This is a genomic window from Terrisporobacter muris (assembly GCF_024621905.1).
Taxonomy (GTDB): Bacteria; Bacillota; Clostridia; order Peptostreptococcales; family Peptostreptococcaceae; genus Terrisporobacter; species Terrisporobacter muris.
The window spans coordinates 1-4,545 of the sequence record NZ_JANKBY010000299.1 but is presented as its reverse complement, the minus strand read 5'-3'; the positions used below and the strand labels follow the sequence as shown (position 1 = coordinate 4,545).

5 protein-coding genes and 1 pseudogene are annotated in these 4,545 nt (G+C 27.5%); all 6 read right to left on the bottom strand.

Going from position 1 to position 4,545, the window contains the following annotated elements:
- The coding region (locus tag NSA58_RS16500; RefSeq protein WP_257560705.1) for a hypothetical protein at nt 1-845 on the bottom strand (845 nt) is incomplete at its 3' end.
- A 119-nt stretch (nt 846-964) separates the two neighbouring features.
- The gene (gene trhA, locus NSA58_RS16495; RefSeq protein ID WP_039678048.1) at nt 965-1,612 is read right to left on the bottom strand and encodes a PAQR family membrane homeostasis protein TrhA; all 648 of its coding nucleotides are present in this window, start codon (nt 1,610-1,612) and stop codon (nt 965-967) included.
- A gap of 113 nt (nt 1,613-1,725) precedes the next feature.
- Complete coding sequence (locus tag NSA58_RS16490) at nt 1,726-3,099, bottom strand: MATE family efflux transporter (protein ID WP_039678049.1); 1,374 nt, start codon at nt 3,097-3,099, stop codon at nt 1,726-1,728.
- A gap of 150 nt (nt 3,100-3,249) precedes the next feature.
- Nucleotides 3,250-3,483 carry a hypothetical protein gene (locus NSA58_RS16485; RefSeq protein ID WP_039678050.1) on the bottom strand — a complete coding sequence of 78 codons (234 nt, stop codon included), beginning with the start codon at nt 3,481-3,483 and terminating at the stop codon, nt 3,250-3,252.
- Nucleotides 3,484-3,865: 382 nt separating this feature from the next.
- Nucleotides 3,866-4,066 (bottom strand): LytTR family DNA-binding domain-containing protein, encoded by a 201-nt coding sequence (locus NSA58_RS16480; protein WP_074078786.1) that lies wholly within the window; start codon nt 4,064-4,066, stop codon nt 3,866-3,868.
- Between the two features lie 348 nt (nt 4,067-4,414).
- Nucleotides 4,415-4,545 (bottom strand): annotated as a pseudogene (locus NSA58_RS20895) (NADH peroxidase); the annotation flags it as partial.

The following is a 4,545-nucleotide window of genomic DNA, read 5'->3' as shown; positions in this document are numbered from 1 at the left end:
AAAATATCATTAACATTTTTCTCTAATTTGCGAATATCATCATAAGATTTACTTATTTGGCTATTAACAGAAATATCTGTAAATATATTGTCAAAAAATATATCAAATGTTTTCATTGATGTAGAAAAATTCAAACTAGACATGTTAATATCTTCTAATTCTTTATTAAAGTTTACTAATAAATTTGATACTCTGGTAAATTGTTTTTGAGCTTCATCTACTTTTTGATGCTTTGCCATAGAAGAAATAAAATCTCCACCAAGTAAATCAATAGTTCCCCAGTTTTTTGCAGACTGCAATATTTCTTTAGTATATCCAACCTCTTGATATAAAACCTTACCTGCACCTATTGACTCTTCTATCTCCTTCATTTCCTTTAAATAATTATCTATCTCATTTTCCATACTTAATAATCGTTTTTTTTGATTTTCATTTCCGTATATATTTATTAAGGATAACTTTGTATCAAGTAATTCAACATATCTGTTTTCACAATTTTCTAAGGAGCTTAATCTACTTTCTATTCTTGACTTACTATTTTTCAATGAGTTTAATCTAGATAAACAATCATCATACTTAAGCTTTGCCATTAAGTATTCCTTTTCTTCTTTGTTTAACTTCTCTTCCTTATTTCTCATAATCGTACTCATAATGCTAGATAAAGATAGCTTCTTTAACTTTTCTACATCATTTAGCTCTTTCTTAAGTATTTCTTCTAAATCTCTTAGTTCACACTCGTACATCTTCAAATTTTCACCTAAATCAGCAAGCTTATTTTCTAATACTTTTTTCTCTGCAACCTGCTCTTTTATTTGATTTATTTTTATATTAATATCACTTAACATAAGATGCCTCCCTAAATATATTGAATATATTATATACTATTTTTAACCATATAATATTTTTATTATTTATTTACAAAATGAAATCACCCTCTCTGATAAGTAGATTGGGTGACTAAAGTTTATATTACATATTCAAATACTGAGATAAAATGACATAAACTTCCTAAAAGTATAAATATATGAAATATCTCATGAAATCCTAAATTCTTAAATTTAAGTGCTGATGGTTTAAGGGCATATATTATCGCTCCTATAGTATAAAATATCCCACCTAAAAGTAATAAGAATATTCCTCCAAATGGCATAGAGCTGTAAAGTGGCTTTATCATGAATATTGATATCCATCCCATTCCTATGTAGATACAAGTAGATATCCATCTAGGGCAATTAAACCAAATCATTTTAAATAAAACACCACATACTGCTATAGTAGCAACAACAGTAAATAAAATCCATCCTTTATCCTCTTTCAATGCTATTAAGCAAAATGGAGTATAAGATCCTGCTATAAGTATAAAAATCATAGAATGATCTAATTTTCTTAAAAATGCAATTACTTTATCTGGTGCCATTACTAAATGATATGTAGCTGATGCAGCATAAAGCAAAATCATGCTTATGCCAAATATAATTACTGCAGTTAAGTCTACAGCAGATGCACTTATTAATGTAGTTTTTATTACCAGTGCCAAGAGACCTACAAAAGAAAGAATAGCACCACCTAAGTGAGTAAATCCATTAATGGGTTCCCTAACATATTTTCCCATGAAATACCTCCTTTTTTCCATTATCGGTCGGCCGACCGATGATATTTTGATTGTAACTTTAATATAAAAAAAAGTCAACTCAGTAAATAACTTTTAATATTTTATAAGCTACTTTATATATCTTTTACAATGTTATTTGCCCATTTCTTAGATAGAGCTCTTGGTACTCCAAATATAAATTTAGCTACTTCTTCTGTATAAGTCAGCGCAACTAGTATATAAATTGGAACTCCTTTATAAGCAGCAAAGAATGTTAAAGGTAAAGAAACAAACCACATACAACCCATTTCTAAAAATAAAGCATACTTTGTATCTCCTCCACTTCTAAGTACTCCAATTATTATAAAAGTATTAAAAGTCTTAAAAGCCATAAGTATTCCCATTATCCAAAATATTTTCTCTATATCTGGTGCTAAACTATCTGAGACACTAAACATTCTTATAAGTAACGGTATTGAAGCAATTAATAATACTCCAAATATGGCACCCACTATAGTTACTAAAATAGAAAACTTTTTACAATATGTTATAGCTTGCTTTATTTTATCCGCTCCTAGCTCATTGCCTATCATTATAGAAGATCCAATAGCTATACATACAGAAGTCATTATAAAGAAATTACCTGTAGTAGAAGCAATTTGGCTAGCCGCGATTGCTGAGGTTCCTGCCTTTGAATAAGCTACTGCATATAGTACTGTCCCAAATGCCCATAGTGTATCATTTAAAAATGTTGGTGTACTCTTTGATATATATATTTTTATTAAATCTTTATTTATTAACTTTATATCTTTAAAAGTAAATCTAAGTTCATAATCATTTTTTATAAAATAAACATAGCTTATTAATAAAATTAACTCTATTATTCTGGATATAACTGTAGCAAGTGCCGCTCCACTGGCCCCTAATGTTGGCATTCCAAACTTGCCGAATATAAATATATAGTTTAAAATAATATTTATACCTAAAGATATTGAGCTGCATATCATTCCTAGTTTAGGATTTCTAATGCTTCTAGATCCCATGCTAAACACATTGCTAATTGCTATTATTGGATAACAAAATCCTATTATTAAGAAATAATTAACTGCAATTTTTATGACACTTTCATCATAAGAAAAGAAATTAATTATAAATTTAGGTGTGAAAATAGCTATCAAAGAAAATACTATCCCTAAAATTACAGCTGATATTACACTTAATGCTGTGATTTTTCTTATATTATCTTTATCATTTTTGCCAAAAAATTGAGCTATAAATAAACCTGCTCCACCTATAATTCCTGATAAAGCCATATTGTATAAAAAGAAGTATTGATTAGCTATACCAATGGCAGCTACTGATATTTCTCCCAGTCCTCCAACCATAATAGTATCTACCATATTGATTAAAGTTGATAGTAAGTTCTGAATTATTATTGGAATACATAAAGTAAGCAATGTTTTATAAAATATTTTATTTTCATTGTCTAGTTTAAATACATTTTGCAAAATTTCACCTCATTTTTATTTCTTACTTAGTACCTTTGTATTTGTACATATACTTCTTAATAATATCACATTTTTAAATAAAACTATAATATTTCGGTCATATTAAAAGAGCATTTCATTATTGAAATACCCTTAGTTTATTGCTTATATTTATATATATACTATCTCTACACCTGCAAAGCTGGCACTTCCTACTATAGTTAAAATATTATCTGAGTTTCCCATATCTCTATTCTTCTCATATACACCTACAAAAGATGTGTTTGCTCTATTTTCTACAATCCAAGTTTTAGGTATATATAACTCTACTCCACAAAATAATACATCTATTCTAACTATTCCACGACCATTGTTAAGTTTTTCATTGTCAAAATACACCTCCATTGAACCAAAGCTACAGTCTAAATCCGCTTGTTCAAATTTTTCTGAATTAATATTTAATACTCCCCTCGAAGCTAGTATCTAGTTTTATATGTCAGCAAAGCTTCTCTTAAATATGCTTTTTACCATAATTCCTAAAAGAAATACTGTTAATAATATACTAAATACATTTATATGAGTAAAATAACCAAGCTTGTTAACTATTAAGGTAATAATTCCTAATATAAGTAAGACACCCCAGAAAATTCTTTCTTTTTTCATTTTATCTAATCTTTTCTAATAACTTAAATTTTAGTGGTTCATAATAGTGTCTTGAAACATACACTTGTTTATGTGTATTTGGGAATTCAACGATACTTGATGATGTTAAGTTTTGTGTTATGGATTAAATGTAATTTATATTTAATACAGTGGGTTTCGAAATCCTCATAAGATTATTTGATAAAATCTCTTCTAATTCATAAAGATTGTAATTAACTTGATAAATATTGTCACAAGTATGAGAACTAATATTAGCATCTTCCGTTTCAAAGAATAATATCTCTGATAATGAAATATAGTTATCCACATTATCAATTATAGTCATTAGACTTTCTTTGTAAACGAAATTAGAGTAAGTGGTTTATTTATCTTTGTAAGAGGTAAATTTTTAATTATTAGTTGCAAAAATTCTTAAAATAAAAAATTTACTTTGATCATATCGCCAATGAGATGCTCTCGTTACCACTTTAAGCCACTGTGTGTGCGCTATAAAATTTTAGGCGACGACCTTTCTCAAAACTAAATTTTTTACATCTCAATATTTGTTGTCATTACTTATTTTCATAATTTTTTCACAGATTTAAAAGCAATATAATCTCCTTATATATAAAAAACTGTATCATACCTAATAAAAGGTATAATACAGTTTTTTTAATTATTATTTTTATGTTAATTAGGCTTGTTTTCCAAAGTGTCTTTCTAATAATCCTAAGAATGCTTTACCATGTCTAGCTTCATCTTTACACATTTCATGAACTGTATCATGTATAGCATCTAATCCTAATTCTTTAGCTCTTTTAGCTA